Annotated in this window: 14 protein-coding genes and 1 pseudogene; 8 read left to right on the top strand and 7 right to left on the bottom strand. The window is 71.4% G+C overall.

Translation table 11 applies throughout. The features are described 5' to 3' along the window. Positions 1–88 precede the first annotated feature (88 nt). On the bottom strand, positions 89–751 hold the full coding sequence (gene nucS, locus WBK31_RS28440) for an endonuclease NucS (RefSeq protein ID WP_364061003.1): 663 nt from the start codon (positions 749–751) through the stop codon (positions 89–91). 36 nt (positions 752–787) lie between these two features. Between nucS and WBK31_RS28435 the strand changes: the two genes are divergently transcribed. From WBK31_RS28435 to WBK31_RS28405, 7 genes are all read left to right on the top strand, one after another. Further along, entirely contained in the window at positions 788–2,242 is a 1,455-nt protein-coding gene (locus WBK31_RS28435; protein WP_364061006.1) for a 3-hydroxybutyryl-CoA dehydrogenase, read from the top strand. Further along, positions 2,239–2,529 carry an ATP/GTP-binding protein gene (locus WBK31_RS28430; protein WP_364061009.1) on the top strand — a complete coding sequence of 97 codons (291 nt, stop codon included), beginning with the start codon at positions 2,239–2,241 and terminating at the stop codon, positions 2,527–2,529. The genes WBK31_RS28435 and WBK31_RS28430 overlap by 4 nt, the downstream gene beginning before the upstream one ends. An 11-nt stretch (positions 2,530–2,540) precedes the next feature. Then, positions 2,541–3,245: an alpha/beta hydrolase gene (locus WBK31_RS28425; protein WP_378790191.1), complete on the top strand. Its 705-nt coding sequence runs from the start codon at positions 2,541–2,543 to the stop codon at positions 3,243–3,245. A 327-nt stretch (positions 3,246–3,572) separates the two neighbouring features. Further along, positions 3,573–6,857, top strand: coding sequence for a LamG-like jellyroll fold domain-containing protein (locus tag WBK31_RS28420; protein WP_406673439.1), 3,285 nt, complete (start codon positions 3,573–3,575; stop codon positions 6,855–6,857). Between the two features lie 619 nt (positions 6,858–7,476). Continuing rightward, positions 7,477–8,220, top strand: coding sequence for an alpha/beta fold hydrolase (locus tag WBK31_RS28415; RefSeq protein WP_364061015.1), 744 nt, complete (start codon positions 7,477–7,479; stop codon positions 8,218–8,220). Between the two features lie 425 nt (positions 8,221–8,645). Further along, positions 8,646–9,071 (top strand): helix-turn-helix transcriptional regulator, encoded by a 426-nt coding sequence (locus tag WBK31_RS28410; RefSeq protein WP_364061018.1) that lies wholly within the window; start codon positions 8,646–8,648, stop codon positions 9,069–9,071. 5 nt (positions 9,072–9,076) lie between these two features. Further along, positions 9,077–9,490, top strand: a complete 414-nt coding sequence (locus WBK31_RS28405) for a VOC family protein (RefSeq protein ID WP_364061021.1) — start codon at positions 9,077–9,079, stop codon at positions 9,488–9,490. Positions 9,491–9,771: 281 nt separating this feature from the next. Here WBK31_RS28405 and WBK31_RS28400 read toward each other — a convergent pair whose 3' ends face one another. The 3 genes from WBK31_RS28400 to mce all read right to left on the bottom strand — a co-directional run bounded on the left by WBK31_RS28400 (position 9,772) and on the right by mce (position 13,115). Next, entirely contained in the window at positions 9,772–11,040 is a 1,269-nt protein-coding gene (locus WBK31_RS28400; protein WP_364061023.1) for an AI-2E family transporter, read from the bottom strand. 143 nt (positions 11,041–11,183) lie between these two features. Continuing rightward, a complete protein-coding gene (locus WBK31_RS28395) occupies positions 11,184–12,488 on the bottom strand; it encodes a DivIVA domain-containing protein (protein ID WP_364061026.1) in 1,305 nt (434 codons plus the stop codon). A 204-nt stretch (positions 12,489–12,692) separates the two neighbouring features. Continuing rightward, on the bottom strand, positions 12,693–13,115 hold the full coding sequence (gene mce, locus WBK31_RS28390) for a methylmalonyl-CoA epimerase (protein WP_364061029.1): 423 nt from the start codon (positions 13,113–13,115) through the stop codon (positions 12,693–12,695). An 85-nt stretch (positions 13,116–13,200) separates the two neighbouring features. Here mce and WBK31_RS28385 point away from each other — a divergent pair. After that, a pseudogene (locus tag WBK31_RS28385) lies at positions 13,201–14,387 on the top strand (acetyl-CoA C-acetyltransferase). Between the two features lie 7 nt (positions 14,388–14,394). Here WBK31_RS28385 and WBK31_RS28380 read toward each other — a convergent pair. From WBK31_RS28380 to WBK31_RS28370, 3 genes are all read right to left on the bottom strand, one after another. After that, entirely contained in the window at positions 14,395–14,766 is a 372-nt protein-coding gene (locus WBK31_RS28380) for a hypothetical protein (protein WP_364061035.1), read from the bottom strand. A 515-nt stretch (positions 14,767–15,281) separates the two neighbouring features. Beyond that, positions 15,282–15,953: a DUF4230 domain-containing protein gene (locus WBK31_RS28375; protein WP_364061041.1), complete on the bottom strand. Its 672-nt coding sequence runs from the start codon at positions 15,951–15,953 to the stop codon at positions 15,282–15,284. A 188-nt stretch (positions 15,954–16,141) separates the two neighbouring features. Then, positions 16,142–17,533, bottom strand: a complete 1,392-nt coding sequence (locus WBK31_RS28370) for a hypothetical protein (protein ID WP_364061044.1) — start codon at positions 17,531–17,533, stop codon at positions 16,142–16,144. Positions 17,534–17,683 lie beyond the last annotated feature (150 nt).

The following is a 17,683-nucleotide window of genomic DNA, read 5'->3' as shown; positions in this document are numbered from 1 at the left end:
TAGAGGAGCCGGCGCGGCCGCCGCGACCATCAAGGCCCCAAGGAGGCCGTTCGGGCCGCAGCGCGGCATGCAGCGCCGCGCAGCGGGTTCAGAACAGGGTCGGGTTCTCCGGCTCGATGCCGCGCAGCGCGTCGTAGTCGAGCGTGACGCAGTCGATGCCGCGATCGGCGGCCAGCACCCGGGCCTGCGGCTTGATCTCCTGGGCCGCGAAGATCCCGCGTACGGGGGCCAGGATCGGATCGCGGTTGAGCAGCTCCAGGTAGCGGGTGAGCTGCTCGACCCCGTCGATCTCGCCTCGGCGCTTGATCTCCACCGCCACCGTCGCGCCCGAGGCGTCGCGGCACAGGATGTCGACCGGGCCGATGGCCGTCATGTACTCGCGGCGGATCAGCGTGTAGCCGGGGCCCAGCGTCGTGATGTGCTCGGCCAGCAGCTCCTGGAGGTGCGCCTCGACGCCGTCCTTGATCAGGCCGGGGTCGACGCCCAGCTCGTGGGAGGAGTCGTGGAGGATCTCGGCCATCGTCAGCACCAGCTTCTCGCCGGTCTTGCCGTGGGTGACCGTCCAGGTGTCGCCGTCCTCTTTGAGCTTGCACGGCGGGTTCATCCAGTTGAGCGGCTTGTACGCGCGGTCGTCGGCGTGAATGCTCACGCTGCCGTCGGCCTTGATGAGCACCAGCCTGGGCGCCATGGGCAGATGTGCCGTGAGCCGTCCGATGTAATCCACGCTGCATCGCGCGATGACCAGCCGCATGACCGTCCACCTTAATGCCTCTGGAAAACTGGACGCATGGCGTTCGAACGGGTGGGTGTCGTCGGCCTCGGCACGATGGGGGCCGGCATCGCGGAGGTGTTCGCACGAGCCGGGCTGCGCGTGCTCGGCGTCGAGGCCGACGCCGAGGCCCTGGCGAGAGGCCGTTCCCTGCTGGAGAAGTCCACGGCGCGGGCGCTCGACAAGGGCAGGCTCACCGCGCAGGAGCGCGAGGCCATCCTCGGCCGCGTCACGCTGACCACCTCCAGGGAGGACCTGCGCGAGGCGGACCTCGTCGTCGAGGCCATCCCCGAGCACCTGGAGCTCAAGCTCAGGCTGTTCGCCGACCTCGACCGCATCTGCAAGCCCGAGACCGTGCTCGCCACCAACACCTCGTCGCTGCCGGTCACCGCGATCGCCGCCGCCACCGGGCGGCCTGGCCGGGTGGTCGGCCTGCACTTCTTCAACCCCGCGCCGGTCATGCGGCTGGTCGAGGTGGTGCGCACCGTGCTGAGCGACCCCGGCGTCGTCGGCGCGGTCGAGGGGCTCGCCGAACGGCTCGGCAAGACCGCGGTGACCGTGGGCGACCGGGCCGGGTTCGTGGCCAACCGGCTGCTGCTGCCCTATCTCAACCACGCCGCCGTGCTGCTGGAGCTGGGCGTGGCCACGCGTGACGGCATCGACGCCGTGATGCGCCAGGGCGCCGGGCTGCCGATGGGGCCGTTCGAGCTGCTCGACCTCATCGGGCTCGACACCGCGTACGAGATCATGGAAGTCCTCTACGACGAGACCCGCGACCGGCGGCACGCGCCGTCGCCCCTGCTGCGCGAGCTGGTCACGGCCGGGCGGCTGGGCCGCAAGTCGCAAGGCGGCTTCTACACCGGAGAGCCGCCGCAACCGCAGGACGCGCGGAGCTCGGGGGTGAGGACGTTCGACGTGGCCGGGCCGGGGGCCGACGAGCTGGCCGGGCGGCTCGATGCGGCCGGGTTCAAGCGCTCGGGCGAGGCCGCCGACGTCGTGCTGCGGCTGGGCGACCGGCCGGTGGTCGAGCACGCCGTACGCCTGCGCGACCCGGCGAAGCTGGTCGGGGTGCGGCTGCACGGCGACCGGGTGGCCGAGCTGGCCGTCACCGCGCTCACCTCGCAGGAGGCCGTGGCCGCCGCGTCCGACCTGATGAAGGTGCTGGGCATCACGCCCGTGCCGTGTAAGGACCGCGCCGGGTTCGTCGCCGACGCGCTGCTGCTGCCGTACCTCAACGACGCCGTCCGCATGTACGACGCCGGCTACGCCTCCGCTGCCGACATCGACACCGCGATGCGGCTGGGCTGCGGCTACCCCGCCGGGCCCTTCGAGACGCTGGAGGCCATGGGGCTGGAGCGCGTACGCGACGGGCTGCGCGCGCTCTACGCCGAATACCGCGAGCCCGCCTTCGCCCCCGCCCCCCTGCTCGACCAGCTCGTCGTCGCCGGCGCGAGCGCGTTCCCCCGCTCATGAGCCCCCGCCGCGCCCGCCGCAGGGAGTCCACCCGTCCGTTCTCCTTCCCGACCGGGATCGACAAGGTGGAGGAGTGGCCCGACGGAGAGTGGAAGGTCCGCATGCTCACCGGCGCCACCTCCACGAAGAACTACCGCTGCCCCGGCTGCGACCAGGAGATCCGCAGCGGGCAGCCCCACCTGGTGGCCTGGCCCAACTGGCCGGGCGGCGACGAGGAGCGCCGCCACTGGCACCAGGCCTGCTGGCGTAAGAGACTCGACCGCGGCCCGGGCCGCACGCGTTACTGAAGGGATCGATGGTGGAGATTCGCGCGGCGACCGTGCTGCCCGCCCGGCGCGAGCCGATCGAGCTGCACACGGCCGACGGCCTGACCCTGGTCGGCGAGCTGGCCCAGCCCCTCGACAAGCCGCCGGTGGCCACGCTGGTCACCCTGCACCCGCTGCCCACCCACGGCGGGTTCATGGACAGCCACGTCTACAAGAAGGCGGCCAACCGGCTGCCCGCCCTGGCCGACCTGGCCGTGCTGCGCTTCAACACGCGCGGCACCTCCTCAGAGCGCGGCACCTCTGAGGGCGCGTTCGACGGCGGCGAGGGGGAGCGGTTCGACGTGGCCGCGGCCCTGGAGTACGCCGAGTTCCACGACCTGCCCAGGGTGTGGGTGGTCGGCTGGTCGTTCGGCACCGAGCTGGCGCTGAAGTGGGCGCACGACCCGCTGGTGGAAGGCGCGATCCTGCTGTCGCCCCCGCTGCACAGGGCCACCGACGCCGACCTCGACGCGTGGGCGGAGTTCGGCAGGCCGCTGGTGGTGCTGGTGCCGGAGTTCGACGACTACCTGCGGCCCGACGAGGCCAAGGCCAGGTTCGCCCGGGTGCCGCAGGCCGAGGTCATCGGCGTCGACGGGGCCAAGCATCTGTGGGTGGGCGAGCCGTACGTACGGATCGTGCTCAACGAGATCGTCAAGCGCGTCAACCCGGCCGCGGCGCCGCTCCCCACCGAGATCTGACGAGCCTCGCCGCCGTGCCCGGCCGCGGGCGCCCTGCTCAGCGGGGTCTGGTGAGTCTCGCTGTCGTGTCCGGCTGCGGGCGCCCTGCTCAGCGGGGTCTGGTGAGTCTCGCTGTCGTGCCCGGCTGCGGGCGCCCTGCTCACCGGGGTCTGGCGAATCTCTCCGTCGCGCCCGCCTGCGCTGAAGAATTTCTTGAGCATTATGAGCAGAACTCTGGCCTTCGCGATCGTCGCGGGCGAGAATCCGATCGTCAATTGAAGATCGCGGAGACGCCGGGCGACGTTCATCGTCCGCGCGTAATCCCTGCTCAGCGTGGGCGAGGCGCGAATGCGAGTAGTGCACGGGCTGGTGGCGGCGGCGTTATCGATCACGACTTTGGCGGCAGCGCCTCCATCGGAGGCCGAACAGGTGCCGCGTCCAGGCCCGGCGGCCCGGCAGGAGCCGGCGCCCGTCGCAGGGCCGGAGAACTCCGAACGCGCGGCGCTCGCCAAGGCCCGTGACACCGGGCAGCCGGTCGAGGTGGAGACGCTGCGCAGCGAGATCCGTACGGTCTTCGCCCAGCCGAACGGCACCATGAAGATGGAGCTGAACGTGCGCCCGGTCCGCGTCCGCAAGGACGACCGCTGGGTGCCCGTGGACACCACGCTGCGCCTGCGTCCCGACGGTGCGGTGGAGCCGGTCGCCGCCGCCGTCGATCTGACGTTCTCCGGCGGCGGAGACGCCCCGCTCGCCCGCCTCTCGCGCGGCGCCAAGTCGATGGAGCTGGGCTGGACGGGCCCGCTCCCCAAACCCACGCTGAACGGCGACACCGCCACCTACGCCGACGTCATGCCCGGCGTGGACCTCCAGGTCACCGCCGACGTGGACGGCTTCTCCCACCTGCTGGTCGTCAAGTCGCGGCAGGCCGCCGAAAAGCTGACCGAGCTGTCCTACCCGCTCTCCGCCAAGGGCCTGAACCTGGAGATCGACAAGGCGGGCAATCTGGAGGCCACCGACAAGGGCGGCGGCACGCTGTTCATCGCGCCCACGCCGAAGATGTGGGACTCCAAGGGCGTCACCAGTCAGCAGGCGCTCAAGGAAGGCCGCTCGCCCGAGGCCCGCGAGGCCACCATGGGCGTGGAGCTGGCGGGCAAGAAGCTGCGGCTGCGGCCGGACCGCGAGATGCTGACCGACCCCGGCACGAAGTTCCCCGTCTACCTCGACCCGTACTTCTCGGCCGCGCGCAACGCCTGGACGGCCGTGTGGAGCAACTGGCCCAACTCCAACTACCTCAACTCCAGCGACGTCGCCAGGGTGGGGCACGTCGAGTCGCAGACGAACCGCTCGTTCTTCCAGATGAACACCGGCTCGGCCATCCACGGCAAGCAGATCATGAAGGCGACGCTGCGCACGTACGAGACGTGGTCGTACTCCTGCAGCGCCCGCAAGGTCGAGGCGTGGGCCACCGGCAAGATCAGCAAGTCCACCACCTGGAAGAACCAGCCCGACTGGGTCACCCTGCTGGACACCAAGAACGTCGCCAAGGGCTGGGGTTCGAGCTGCCTGCCCGGCGGCGTGGAGTTCGACGTCACCCCACAGGTCATCCAGGCCGCCGCGCTGAACTGGCCGAACGTCACCATCGGCCTGCGTGCCACCAGCGAGTCCGACGTCTACGCGTGGAAGAAGTTCAAGAACAACCCGAGCCTGGTCATCGAGTACAACTCCTTCCCCGACGACCCGTCCGCGGCCGACGTCTGGTCCGACCCGGGCGGCCCCTGCGTCTCCGGTGACGACCGGCCCGTCATCAGCACCCCCGCACCCAGGCTGTGGGCCAGGCTGAAGGACGTCGACAACACGCTCAAGGCTCGCTTCCAGTGGTTCGACGGGGACGGCAACAAGATCGGCGACTACACCACTCCGGAGGGGTCGTCGGGCACCGCGTTCAGCGTCTCGATCCCGCAGGCCTACTACGCCGACGGCGCGCTGCTGCGCTGGCGGGCACGGGCCGAGGACGGCACCGCCAACAGCGAGTGGAGCCCGTGGTGCGAGGCCACCGTGGACGCCAGCGCCCCCGGTAAGGAACCGGTCGTGAGCTCGCCCGAGTTCGAGGAGAACGCCTGGAGCGACGGCGTCGGCCTGGCGGGCACCTTCACCTTCGACCCCAACGGCGTCACCGACGTCGTCTCCTACCTCTACGGCCTGGACACCACGCCGACGACCGAGGTGGCGGCCGGCGCCGACGGCACGGCCACGATCCGGATCACGCCGTCGCACGACGGGCCCAACGTGCTCTCCGTACGCAGCAAGGACCGCGCCGGCCAGCTCGGGCCCATCCGCACCTACGTCTTCAACGTCAACGCGGGACGCGCTCCCGCCGCGCACTGGAAGATGGACGAAGGCCAGGGCGGCACGGCCGCCGACGTGAGCGGCGCCCACCCGGCCACGCTGCACGGCGCCACCTGGACCTCCGGCCGTACGGGCGGCGCGATCAGGCTGGCCGACGCCTACGCGCAGACGTCAGGGCCGATCGTCGACACCAGGCGCAACTTCACCGTCGCCGCATGGGCCCGGCTGACCGCCACCGACGGCGACGCCACCCTCATCACCCAGGAGGGCTCCGCCACCGGCGCGTTCGCCCTGCAGTACGTCAAGGCAGACGACCGCTGGGCGCTGACCATGACCGAAGCCGACGCCGACTCCGCCCCGGCCGTGCGGGCCCTGTCGTCCGCCGCGCCGCGCGTCGGCGAATGGACCCACCTGGTCGGCGTCTACGACGCGGCGGCCGGCCGGATCACCCTCTACGTGAACGGCAGGCGCGAAGGCACCGCTGCCGTCATCACCACATGGAACGCCACAGGCCCCCTGACGATCGGCCGCGGAAAGGTCGCCGGGGCGGCTTCGGACAACTGGCCAGGAGACGTCGACGAGGTGCGCGTGTACGACCGCGCGCTGTTCGCCGACGAGGTCGCCGATCTGGTCCACAGCGCTGCCACGCTGGTCGGACACTGGAAGCTGGACGAGGAGTCCGGCACCACGGCGGCCGACTCCTCGGGCCGGGCGACCGCCGCGACGCTGTCCGGAGCCGCCTCGTGGACGTACGGATGGCTGGACGGAGCGCTCGCCCTCGACGGTGTGGACGGCCACGCCCAGACCGGCGGCCCCGTGGCCGACACCAGGAACAGCTTCACCGTCACCGCCTGGACCCAGCTCGACCACCTGCCCACCGCCGACACCACCGCCGTCGCCCAGGCCGGTGACCGGGCCGCCGGGTTCCAGCTCGGCTTCGACCAGGAGCAGGGCAGGTGGGTGTTCGGCATGGCCACCGCCGACACCGACGCGGCATCGGTCGTACGGACGAGGTCCGACGCCATCCCCACCCCGCTGGAATGGACGCACCTGGCCGGCGTGTACGACGCACTCGCCGGGCAGCTCCGCATCTACGTCAACGGCCGGCTCGCATCCAGCACCGTCGTGGACCACGTGAGCACCTGGAACGCCACGGGGCCGCTGCAGCTCGGCCGGACGAAGGCGGAGGGCGCGTTCACCGGGTACTGGCCCGGGGCCGTGGACGACGTCCGCGTCTACGACTCCGCGCTGAGCGCCGAGCAGATCGCTCAGCTCGCCGCGCAGTGACCGCTGGGGCGCGAGCGGTGACCGCGGTCGCGGCCCGCCCGCCCCGGCAGCGGCCGTGAACGACGGCGACGCCCGGCACCGAAGTACCTCCCGGTGCCGGGCGTCGCCGTCTCCGGCCCTGTCGCCGTCGGCGGCCCCGGGAAGGGGACGCTCCCGCACCGGGGAGTCCCCCGGGAGCCGGAAGCCGCAAGCCGCAAGCCGCAAGCCCGCGAGCCGGAAGCTGGAACCCTGGACGTCGGGAACCGGGAGGGGGAGGCCCCTGGACGTGGGAAACCGGGAGCGGGAGGCGCCGGCCGTCGGGAACCGGGAGGGGGAGGCCCCGGCCGTCGGAAACCGGGAGCGGGAGGCCCCGGCCATCGAGAACCGGAAGCGGGAGGCCCGGGACCGAGCACCGAATATCGGCATCGAGCACTGGGAACCCGAAAACCGGGGGCGGTCGGAGTGGGATGGTGCGGGTGATTTAATCGCCGAGCAATGCCAGTTTTAGGGCGGACATTAGCCGTGTGCGACATTTAGCGCGATATTCAGCTTGGGCCATTGAGTGAATGTCGCCGTGAACCGCGTTACCGTGAGGTCCGTGCAGCTCTACACGAGATCGGCCGGGACCGGGATCCCGCTTGTGCTGCTTCACGCATTCCCGCTCTCGTCGGCCATGTGGCTGGCCCAGCGGGAAGGACTGGCCAGGGTCTGCCACGTCATCACGCCCGACCTGCGCGGCTTCGGCGGGTCGCGGCTGGGCGACGATGAGCCGTCACTCGACCTGATGGCCGACGACGTCGCCGCGCTGCTCGACGACGAGGGCATCGACAAGGCCGTGATCGGCGGGCTGTCGATGGGCGGCTACGTGACCATGGCGTTCTGCAGGCGGCACCCCGACCGGGTGCTCGGCGTCATCCTGGCCGACACCAAGGCCAGCCCGGACCCGCCACAGGCGAGGGAGAACAGAGAACGCATCGCCCAGGCCGTGCTCGCCTCCGGCAGCGAGGTGCTGGTGCGCGAGGTCCTGCCCGGGCTCATCGGGCCGACGACCAAGGAACGCAGGGCCATGGTGTTCGGCCGGGTCAAGGGGCTCGTGCAGTCGGCGCCTCCCGGCGCGGCCGCCTGGGCGCAGCGCGCGATGGCGGCCCGGCCCGACTCCTCCGACACGCTGGCCGCGCTCAAGGTGCCGCTGCTGGTCATCGTGGGGGAGGAGGACGAGCTCTCGCCGCCCTCCGACGCCGCCGCCATGGCCAAGGCCGCGCCCGACGGCCGGTTGGAGGTCATCCCCAAGGCGGGGCACCTTACGGCGGTCGAGCAGCCGGAGGCGTTCAACGCGGCGGTCACGGAGTTCCTCCGCACGGAGCTGCGCAACCACCGGCCCTGAGGTCAGGTACGTCGCACGCGCGCATCTGCGCGGCGACCGGCCTTGCCATGTGTAAGGGCTCGCGCGGCGACCGGCCCTCAGGCGCGTGCGGGCTCGCGAGGGGACCGGCCCTCAGGCGCGTGCGGGCTCGCGAGGGGACCGGCCCTCAGGCGCGTGCGGGCTCGCGAGGGGACCGGCCCTCAGGCGCGTGCGGGCTCGCGCGACGACCGGCCTGACGTGCGTGAAGCCGTGCGGTGACCGGGCCGGCCGAGTGCGAGGCGGAGCGCTGCCCGGCCGTGCCGATCCAGGTGGACAGTGGCGCAGCGGGTGACCGGGTGTGCGTGCGGAAGGGCGCGCCGCCGCCGTGACCCGGCGAGTGAAGGGCGGGGCGTGCGTGGCTGAGCCGGGGGCGGGGGATTGTCGGTGGGGTGTGCCATGCTGGGGACGTGACGCTTGAGGACCTGGTCAGGCTGCGGCGAGCACGCGATGTGATCAATCGCGACTATGCCGAGCCGCTCGACGTGCCCGCGCTGGCTCGCGTCGCCCTCATGTCGCCCGGGCACTTCTCGCGCAGCTTCCGTGCGGCGTTCGGGGAGACGCCCTACAGCTACCTCATGACGCGCCGCATCGAGCGGGCCAAGGCGCTGCTGCGGCGCGGCGACATGACGGTGACCGAGGTGTGCTTCGCGGTCGGCTGTACGTCGCTGGGCTCGTTCAGCTCCCGCTTCACCGAGCTGGTCGGCGAGAGCCCGAGCGCCTACCGCGCCCGTGACCACCACGAGGCGGCCGCCATCCCGTCCTGTTACGCGAAGAAGTATTCCCGGCCGGTGCGGCGTCAGGCGGCGAAGACAGCGTCCCGACACGTAACGTGACCGGCATGGACATCCGACTCAACACCTGCTTCATCGCGGTCGACGACCACGACAAGGCGCTCGCCTTCTACCGCGACTGCCTCGGCCTGGAGGTGCGCCAGGACGTCGGTTTCGAGGGCATGCGCTGGATCACGCTCGGCTCGCCCTCGCAGCCCGACGTCAACATCGTCCTGGAGCCGCCGCTCGCCGACCCCGACGCCTCGCCCGCCGACCGGCAGGCCATGGCGGAGCTGCTCGCCAAGGGGCTGCTGCGCGCGGTCATCTTCGAGACCGACGACTGCGATGCGACGTTCGAGCGCATCAGGGACGCCGGCTACGAGGTGCTGGAGGAGCCGACCGACCAGCCTTATGGCGTACGCGACTTCGCCGTCCGCGACCCGGCGGGCAACATGCTGCGCATCAACCAGGCGGCCAAGTGACCCTCCGGGCACTCCGGTTGCCGATGCTCCGATGGGGCGGCCCGCTGGGTCTCGGTCAGACGCGCCGGTGACGGCGCCGCTTGCCGTGACCGGCCCTCTGCTGCGTATCAGCCGGTGACGGCGCTGCTTGCCGTGGCTGGCCTTCTGCTGCGTATCAGCCGGTGACGGCGCTGCTTGCTGAGGTTCGGCCATCTGCTGCGCATCAACAGGTTGCGCGGATCACCACGCTGCTCCGGGCCGGCCCGGCCGGGGGCAGGTGCCCCGGTGGTGCGGGGCGGGGGTCAGATGCGGTCTTGGTGGGGTACGACGACCTCGCGGATGATCAGGGCGATCGCCGCCGCCACCGGGATCGCGAGCAGGGCGCCGACGATGCCGAGGAGGGCGCCGCCGAACAGGGCGGCGATCACGGTCACCGCGGGCGTGACGTCCACCGAGCGCTTCATCACCCTGGGGTAGACGAAGTAGTTCTCGATCTGCTGGTAGACCACGAAGAAGATCGCGCAGGCGATGCCCGCGGGCAGGGAGTCGAGCAGCGCCACGCCGGTGACGATGACCGCGCCGATGGTGGCGCCCACGAGCGGGATGAGGTCGGTCAGCGCCACGACGAGGGCGAGCGCGAGCGCGTACTGGACGCCGATGATCGACAGGAAGATCCAGGTCAGCACGCCCGCGATGGCGGAGATGAGCACGTTGCCGGCGACGTACCCGCCGATGCCGGTGAGGATCTCCTCGGCCATCGCCCGCGTCCGCGCCCGCCGCGAGGCCGGGACGAGCTTGAGCAGATACTCCTTGATCGTGTGCAGTGAGCCGAGGAAGTACAGCATGAGCACCACGAGCGTCACCGTGGTGAACACGCCGTTGAGCACCACCAGGCCCGCGCCCATGATGCCGCTGGCCAGCGCCGGGCCGAGCGTGGTGGTGACGAACGTACGGACCTGGGGGAGTATCTGGTACTCGGCGTCGAGCTTGCGCAGCGTGGGATGGTTGCTCAGCTCGGTGATGTAGCCCGGCAGGGCGTCGATGAACTCGGTGAGCTGCTTGCTGACCGGCGGCACGATCGCCAGCCCGAACAGCACGAACGCCACGATGACGCCGATGAACACGATCGCGATGGCGCCCCGCCTGGCCAGGCCGCGGCGCTGGAGCGCCTCGACGATCGGGTTGAGTCCGACGGCCAGGAACATCGCGACGACGACCAGGATGATCGTGCTCAGCGAGGCCACGATCATCTGGGCGAGCGCGATCGCCGTCAGCACGCCCAGGCCGCCGACCAGGCCGAACAGGAAGGGGCCGCGAGCCAGCGGCTTGCCGGGCGCCCCATAGGCCCGCCCGCCCACGCTGCCGGTGGCCTCCTCGCGTTCGGAGGGGCGTCCCGGCTCTCCGTCGCCGGCTGGCTCGCGTGATGCGGAAGGCCGCTCCGCCTGTTCGTGTTCCGGGGGTACTCCTGGCTCGCCGTCCGGTGACTGCTCGCGTACGGGAGGGTGGTCGGCCGGAGGCGGCGGGGGTGGTGCTTCGTCCCGCTTGGTCGCGGGCCCGACGTCTGCGGACAACAGAGAACTCCAGGAGGGGTCGGTGACGACGGTGCATGACGGGCTCGTACCGGTTCGTACACGCCCATCGGCAAAGAGAGAGCCTAGCGACCGTGCGGTCGCCAGGCTCTCCCCAGCCGTCGTTCAGCCCCCGTGAGCGGTCGCTACTCCTGCCACCACTCAGCGTCGTCCTCGGCCTTGGCCTCGGCCTTCGAAGCGGGCGTCGTCGCCGGGGCGGACGACTCCGAGGCCGACGTCGAGGCGGCGGCGAGTGCGGGCTTCGCCGGAGCCGCGGTGACGGGCTCGGGGGCGGGGGAGTCCATGCCCGGCAGCGGGGCGCCGCCGAGGAGCTGGCGGAGCTGCGCGAGGTGGCTGGTGATGCTGTCGCGCTGGCGGGTCAGCTCGTCGACCTGGCGCTGCATCGCGGTGCGGGTGCGCTCGGCCTCGTTCTTCGCCTCGGTGACGATGGTCTCGGCGCTGGCCTTGGCCTCGGCGACGATGCTCTCGGCGCTCTTGCGGGCGTTGGCGACGAGCTGCTTGGCGTGCAGGTCGGCCTCGCGGCGGGTCTGCTCGGCCTGCTGCGTGGCCTTAGTGGCCCGCGACTCGGCGGTGGCGGCGCGCTGCTCGGCCTCGGCGACCAGCTTCTGCGTGGCGGCCTGGGCGGTGGCGTGGCGCTCGGCCTCCTGGCGCTCGGCCTCCTCGCGGCGGGCGGCGAGCTGGATCTCGAACTCGGCTTCGTCCTGGGCCCGCTTGGCCTCGGACTCCTCCAGCACCCGCTGCGCCTGGGCGCGCATCTCGTCGGCCTGCCGCTTGGCGGCGGTGAGGATCTCGTCGCGCTCGCGCTTGGTCGAGGCCCGCAGCTGGGCGACCTCGCGCTCGGTGGTGGTGCGGAGCTTGGCGATCTCGCGCTCGGCGTCGGCGCGCTTCTCGGCGACCTCGTGGTCGGCGGTGGCGCGGAGCTTGGCGGCCTCGCGCTCGGTGGTGTTGGTCAGCTCCTCGGCCTCGCGGCGGGCGGTCGAGCGGATGTCCTCGGCATCGCGCTCGGCGCTGGTGCGCATCTCGTCGGCCTCGCGGGTGGCCTGGGCGCGCTTTTCGGCGGCCTCGGCCTCGGCGGCGGCGCGCATCTCGGCGGCCTCTACCTTCGCGGCGGCCTTGATCTCGTTGGCCTCGGACCTCGCGGCCTGGACGAGCTCGGTCGCCTGCTCCTCGGCCAGGCGGAGCAGCTGCTCGATGCGGGCGCCGAGACCGGAGTAGGTGGGGCGTTCCTGCTCCTGCAGCTGGCGCTGGGAGTCGGACAGGTCGCGCTGGAGCGCGGCGATCTGCTCCTTGGCCTGGCGGAGCTCCCCGTCGAGCTGCTTGAGATGGTCGTGGACCTGGTGCCGGTCGTAGCCGCGCAGCACGACGTCGAACTCGCGTGCTGGGGCGTCCTCGAAGAAGTTGTTGAGCTGGGCGTCGATGTCGGACTGCATGGAGGCTCGATCCTGGGTTGTCGAGACGGCTACACGGGCCGGACGGGGGGTTCGGGGCATCCGTACCAGGAGCCTGTGCCTCTCGGCAGGCCCCATGTCCGGTGGAAGGTCAAGCGTACTCCGCTGGTGCCGCGTGCGAAGCCCCGTCCAACTTTCTGCGTGACTAGTTACATATGAGCGGTTTTTACGTTTTGTGGCGGTCTGCTATCGCTTGGCGGCTTGGACCAGCTCTGTCAGCATTCCACCCACGTCTTTGGGGTGCAGGAACGCGATTTGCGAGCCCATGGACCCGTGCCTGGGACGCTCGTCCAGCAATCTCACACCCTTCTCCCCGATTTTCGACATGGCGTCAGCGACGTCGGGCACCCCAAATGCCACGTGATGGACGCCCTCGCCCCGCTTCGCCAGGAATTTTCCCACAGGTGAGTCGTCGGAGAGCGGTTCAAGGAGCTGAATGTAGGAACCCCCGCCCTCGCCGTCGGCGATGTGCAGCATGGCCTCCTTCACCCCCTGCTCCTCGTTGACCTCCCTGGCGACGACCTCAAGATCGAACAGCCGGGAGAACAGCTCGATCTTCTCTTCCAGATCTCGACAGGCGATCCCGATGTGGTCGATGCGCATGAACATGTGTGGTCCACCTCCATGGCGAGCGGCGCCTTACTCGTGGGTATGGTGTCAAAGACCCGACGCGCGAGCACAGGAGGCCGTTGTCATGTCCAGTTCCGTCATCGTCGCCGGAGCTCGCACCCCCATCGGCAAGCTGCTCGGTTCCCTGTCCGGACTGCAGGCCGTGGAGCTGGGCGGCATCGCGATCAAGGCGGCGCTCGAAAGGGCCGGAGTCGCCCCCGACGCCGTCGAGTACGTGATCATGGGCCAGGTGCTCCAGGCCGGCGCTGGGCAGATCCCCTCCCGCCAGGCCGCCGTGAAGGCCGGCATCCCGATGACCGTCCCGTCGATCACCATCAACAAGGTCTGCCTGTCGGGCCTCGACGCCATCGCGCTCGCCGACCAGCTCATCAGGGCGGGCGAGTTCGAGATCGTGGTGGCGGGCGGCATGGAGTCCATGACCAACGCGCCCCACCTGCTGCCGGGACTGCGCAAGGGCGTCAAGTACGGTGGCTCGCAGGTGATCGACTCTATGGCGCACGACGGCCTGTTCTGCGCGTTCGACCAGTGCGCGATGGGCGAGTCCACCGAGCGCCACAACGCCAGGCTCGGCATCGGCCGCGAGGAGCAGGACCGCCTGGCGGCCCGCTCGCACCAGCTCGCCGCCGCGGCCATCAAGAACGGCGTGTTCGACGACGAGATCGTCCCCGTCGAGATCCCGCAGCGCCGGGGGAGCCGGTCATCGTCAAGGAGGACGAGGGCGTACGCGGCGACACCACCGTCGAGACGCTGGCCAAGCTCCGCCCGGCCTTCGCGCCCGACGGCACGATCACCGCGGGCTCGGCCTCCCAGATCTCCGACGGCGCCTGCGCGGTCGTCGTGATGTCCAAGGCCAAGGCCGAGGAACTGGGACTGCCCTGGCTGGCCGAGATCGGCCGCCACGGCAACGTCGCGGGCCCCGACGCCTCGCTGCAGTCGCAGCCCGCCAACGCCATCAAGCACGCCATGAAGCGGCAGGGCGTCACGGCCGACGACCTCGACCTGGTGGAGATCAACGAGGCGTTCGCCAGCGTGGTGCTCCAGTCGGTCAAGGAGCTGGGCGTGCCGCTCGACAAGGTCAACGTCAACGGCGGCGGCATCGCGCTCGGCCACCCGATCGGCGCCTCGGGCGCGCGCATCGTGCTCACGCTGGCGCACGAGCTGCGCCGCAGGGGCGGCGGCCTGGGCGCGGCCGGTCTGTGCGGCGGCGGCGGCCAGGGCGACGCGCTGCTGATCAGCGTTCCGAAGTCCTGACGCCCGCTCAGGAGGGGCCGTCCTCCGGCGGCGGCTCGGTGGTCATGCTGCCGTCCTCACGGGGTGGCTGAGCGGTCATGCGGACGTCCCCTCGGGGCGGCTCTGTGGTCATGTGTACGTCGGCCGCGTTCCCAGTCGCGATGACGCCCGAGTTGTCGCCGTTGACCACCACGGAACCTGCTCCTGCATTCCGGGGCGGGTCGCCGCGGATCAACCCGTACACGGAGACCCCCAGCCCGGCGAGCCCCACGAACGCCCCGACCACCCCGGTCAGGGTGTCGGTCTCGTCCAGCCCCGTGCCCGCGGCGTGGACGCAGAGCGCCGCCAGGGCGACGACAGCGACCACGGAGCCGCTCCACACCAGTGCGCGCCTGCTCATACGAGCATCATCATCCGCCCGCGCGCGATGACACAACGTGACGAACGCCGGGCATGACGAAGCCCCGGTCCGCGCTGAAGGACCGGGGCCTCGTCGATGCCGCCTCCCGCACCGGCCAGGACTCCGGCACGGAAGTTCGGGGCCGCCCCTACGGGGGCGCTTCAGCCCGGCCGCGAGGGAGGATGCGGCCGGGCCGTCTGTGGGCGGTCATGAGGACAGCAGCCGGGCGAAGACCGAGCGGTGCCGGCGCTGCGGCCGGCCGCTCGCGTCCCGCCTGCCGCGCGCGGCGCTCCTCGGCGGCGGCGCGGCGCAGCTCGGATGCCTGGTACTGCATGACCGCGTAGTCGAATTCGGCGTTCATCCCGATGCCCCTTCAGTTCGTTCCCCTGCACTCTTAAGACTCCGCCTAAGGCCCCCTCCCGCACATCGGGCGGATGCCCTATCTCTCGGCGCCGGCCCGGATGAGGAGTACTTAGACGGGCGCACGAAGCGCCTAAGGCGCAGGTGAGGAGCGTCTAGGGCTCGTCGGTGAACTTGACCGTGACCTTGGTGAAGCCCAGGGATCTGAGCAGTCCCGACAGCATCGCCTTGGTGTTGGCGTCGGCCCTGGCCCGCAGGTCGCCGGCCACGGCCGCCTCGGTGATCTTCTTCTCGGCCAGGAGGTACAGCTCCCGCTGGTCGCCGGGCGAGCCGGACAGGAAGTCGCTCACCCGGTCGATCAGGCCGCGCTGCTGGGCGAAGACATAGGAGCGCCGGTTGTCCAGGTTGGGCTTCTCAAGCTGCGCCCTGGGCACGCGGACGGTGGCCTCGGTGCGGTCCTGCGAGACCGTCACGCCGTCCGCCGCCAGCGTGGAGAAGTCGACGTAGGCGTCCACCCCGCCCGCCCCGACGAACAACGTGCGGGTGCCCTTGATGGCGTCGGGCAGGAAGGCGGCGTCCTTCTCCAGGTCGACGACCACCTGGAAGTTCCCCGTCGCGGCCTCGAACCTGGCCAGGTCCTTGATGGACTGCAGCACCACCGGCTGGCTGCGGTCGATGGTCCGCTCGCCCAGCGGGTCGAGCCACGACCAGGCCAGCCGCCCGCCCACCACCAGCAGCACGGCCAGCACCAGCAGGCCCGCCGCGTATCGCCACCACCGGCTCCGCCCGGGACTCACCGCGGGCGGCGACGTCTGGGAAGTCGTCATGCGGCATGAGTACCCGCTGAGCGATCATCAGTGCCCGCTTCCCGGTGACAACTTGGCTCCCTTTAGGAGACGGACCCGCTTCAGGAAACGGACCCGCCGCCGGACGCGGACCCGCCTCAGGACGCGGACCCGCCTCAGGACGCGGACCCGCCTCAGGACGCGGACCCGCCTCAGGACGCGGACCCGCGTCAGGAGACGGAGCCGCCCGCCGCCTCGGGCCGGCCAGCCGACGGGGTCTGCGACGTGGTGCCGGGCGCCGCGTCCACCGTGGTCCCGGGGCCCGGGTAGACGGGGTAGACGTGGCTCGACTCCGGCGTCGGACGCACCTGCGGCGCCATGCGCGCGTGGCCCGGGCCGCCGCCGAAGTGGGTGCTCGACAGGCGGCAGCCCTGGAAGTCGGTGTAGAACATGCGCAGCCACTCGCGGCGCTGCGGCTCGCTCAGCGAGGAGAACCACTGCGTGGCGAACTGGTGCTCGGGCAGCGGAGTGCCCGGCAGCGGCTCGCCGCGCAGCCAGGCCGTCACGATCTGCCGGTAGCCCTCCGCCACCGTGGTCTGGCAGCGGGGCGCCAGCGACTCGACGTACTCGTACGCCGCCTCCTCGGCGAACCCGGCCGACAGGTCGGGCACGTGCACCGGCGCGAGCCCGTTGGCCGGCTTCAGCTCGTCGTCCAGCGGGCGCTGCTCGACCCGCGTGAACGCGGCGGGCGTGCCCGCCAGCCTGGAGGCGATCTGCGTGAACGTCGCCCCAAGCTCGGTCAGCCCCGCCCGCATGCCGGGATGCACGCACACGGTGATCGGCCACTCCTGGCAGCTGTAGGCGATGTCGACCGCCGCGGCCGGCTTGGCCTGGGTCAGCACCCGCGACACTCCCATGCCGGCCGCGAGCACGGCGAGCAGCGCGCACGCCAGCACCATGGCCTGCCTGGTCACCAGCGCCGCCCAGCCGAGCAGCAGCGCGGCCGTGATGCCGAGCAGCCAGATCGTCTGGTCGAGGAACGTCGTGCCGCTGAGGCCCTGGAACAGGTCGTACGGCTCGCCGGTGCCGGGCGCGAGCTTGTCGGCCCAGCCCCGGTCGTCGGCCAGCCAGGAGAACAGCCCGTAGCAGGCGAGCCCGGCGATCGGCGGCGTGTACGGCCGCGGCGCGACCCAGCCGGCCACCCACCCGATCACCGAGTAGAGCGCCAGCCCGGCCATGCCCATGCCGAGGCCCGAGAAGCTGAGCCGGCCCGCCTGGTCGGTGAGCACCGTCTTGACGGCCAGCACCAGCACCGTGGCGCCGAACGAGCCCAGCACCACCACCACGATCGCGAGCGGCGCCTTGAGCGCCCGCCACGTCGTGAGCGAGCGCCCGCGCAGCGCGCGGCGCTTGCGCAGCGCCACCCAGGCGGCGAAGGCCGCGGCCACGGGCCCGGTCAGCCGGAGCGAGCCGATGACCGCGGCCACGATGTTCTCCCACGCGTCTACGCCCGGGATCAGGACGTTCCACGCCGCGATCAGGCCGACAGCAAGCAGGACGGCGACGGTGACGGCCGCGCTGTGCTTCAGCTCCTCCCGTGAAACGCCCGCGTGCTCACGCACCCTTATCCCCGTTGAAGTTCATCAAGCACCCCCCGTGCCCCGAGGCGAAGCGGAGCCGGACAGTCACGGCCGGTCCCCACAGGCCGTGAACTTGGCGTCCGCGTCACCATACGTACGAGAACCATAACTGAGCGTGATGATTGACGTCCG

It is taken from the genome of Nonomuraea sp. N2-4H (genome assembly GCF_045291505.1).
GTDB lineage: Bacteria > Actinomycetota > Actinomycetes > Streptosporangiales > Streptosporangiaceae > Nonomuraea > Nonomuraea fastidiosa.
The sequence above is the reverse complement of the archived record's forward strand: the minus strand, read 5'-3'. Positions and strand labels throughout refer to the sequence as shown.

Bases quoted from the DNA above. Each gene is read 5' to 3' on its own strand.
- nucS (WP_364061003.1), bottom strand. From the start codon at position 751: ATGCGGCTGGTCATCGCGCGATGCAGCGTGGATTACATCGGACGGCTC.
- WBK31_RS28435 (WP_364061006.1), top strand. From the start codon at position 788: ATGGCGTTCGAACGGGTGGGTGTCGTCGGCCTCGGCACGATGGGGGCC.
- WBK31_RS28430 (WP_364061009.1), top strand. From the start codon at position 2,239: ATGAGCCCCCGCCGCGCCCGCCGCAGGGAGTCCACCCGTCCGTTCTCC.
- WBK31_RS28420 (WP_406673439.1), top strand. From the start codon at position 3,573: ATGCGAGTAGTGCACGGGCTGGTGGCGGCGGCGTTATCGATCACGACT.
- WBK31_RS28405 (WP_364061021.1), top strand. From the start codon at position 9,077: ATGGACATCCGACTCAACACCTGCTTCATCGCGGTCGACGACCACGAC.
- WBK31_RS28395 (WP_364061026.1), bottom strand. From the start codon at position 12,488: ATGCAGTCCGACATCGACGCCCAGCTCAACAACTTCTTCGAGGACGCC.
- mce (WP_364061029.1), bottom strand. From the start codon at position 13,115: ATGTTCATGCGCATCGACCACATCGGGATCGCCTGTCGAGATCTGGAA.
- WBK31_RS28380 (WP_364061035.1), bottom strand. From the start codon at position 14,766: ATGAGCAGGCGCGCACTGGTGTGGAGCGGCTCCGTGGTCGCTGTCGTC.
- WBK31_RS28375 (WP_364061041.1), bottom strand. From the start codon at position 15,953: ATGACGACTTCCCAGACGTCGCCGCCCGCGGTGAGTCCCGGGCGGAGC.